The organism is Acinetobacter sp. CFCC 11171 (assembly GCF_003268405.1).
Lineage (GTDB): Bacteria > Pseudomonadota > Gammaproteobacteria > Pseudomonadales > Moraxellaceae > Acinetobacter > Acinetobacter amyesii.
Genome location: NZ_LQXP01000120.1, coordinates 1 through 384, shown reverse-complemented (window position 1 = coordinate 384; position 384 = coordinate 1). Strand labels below are relative to the sequence as shown.

Sequence of the window (384 nt, the reverse complement as noted above, 5' to 3'; positions counted from 1 at the left end):
CGATTGAAAAATATGGATCACCTGAAATATTGAATACAGACCAAGGCAGTCAGTTCACTAGTGATGCATTTATTGATGTATTGAAATCAAATGGCATTCAAATCAGTATGGATGGTAAAGGTCGATGGGTAGATAATGTGATGGTTGAACGATTATGGCGGAGCGTTAAATATGAAGAGGTGTATCTCAAAGCTTATAGCAGTGTCACAGATGCGAAAAAGCAATTGAGTGCATATTTTGAGTTTTATAATCTGAAACGACCTCATTCGAGTCTAGACAAAATGACACCAAATGAGTTTTACTATGATCAGCTACCCCAACAAAACAAGGTGGCTTAACTAGAGCGGAATATCACTTATAAATACGCTTTTAGTTGTTCAAACA

The 384-nt window shown here is 36.5% G+C and carries 1 protein-coding gene; it reads left to right on the top strand.

Annotation, left to right across the window (positions count from 1 at the left end; all coding sequences use genetic code 11):
- Window positions 1-338: integrase core domain-containing protein (locus tag AVJ20_RS18130; RefSeq protein ID WP_162689822.1), on the top strand; the 338-nt coding region annotated here is incomplete at its 5' end.
- Window positions 339-384 lie beyond the last annotated feature (46 nt).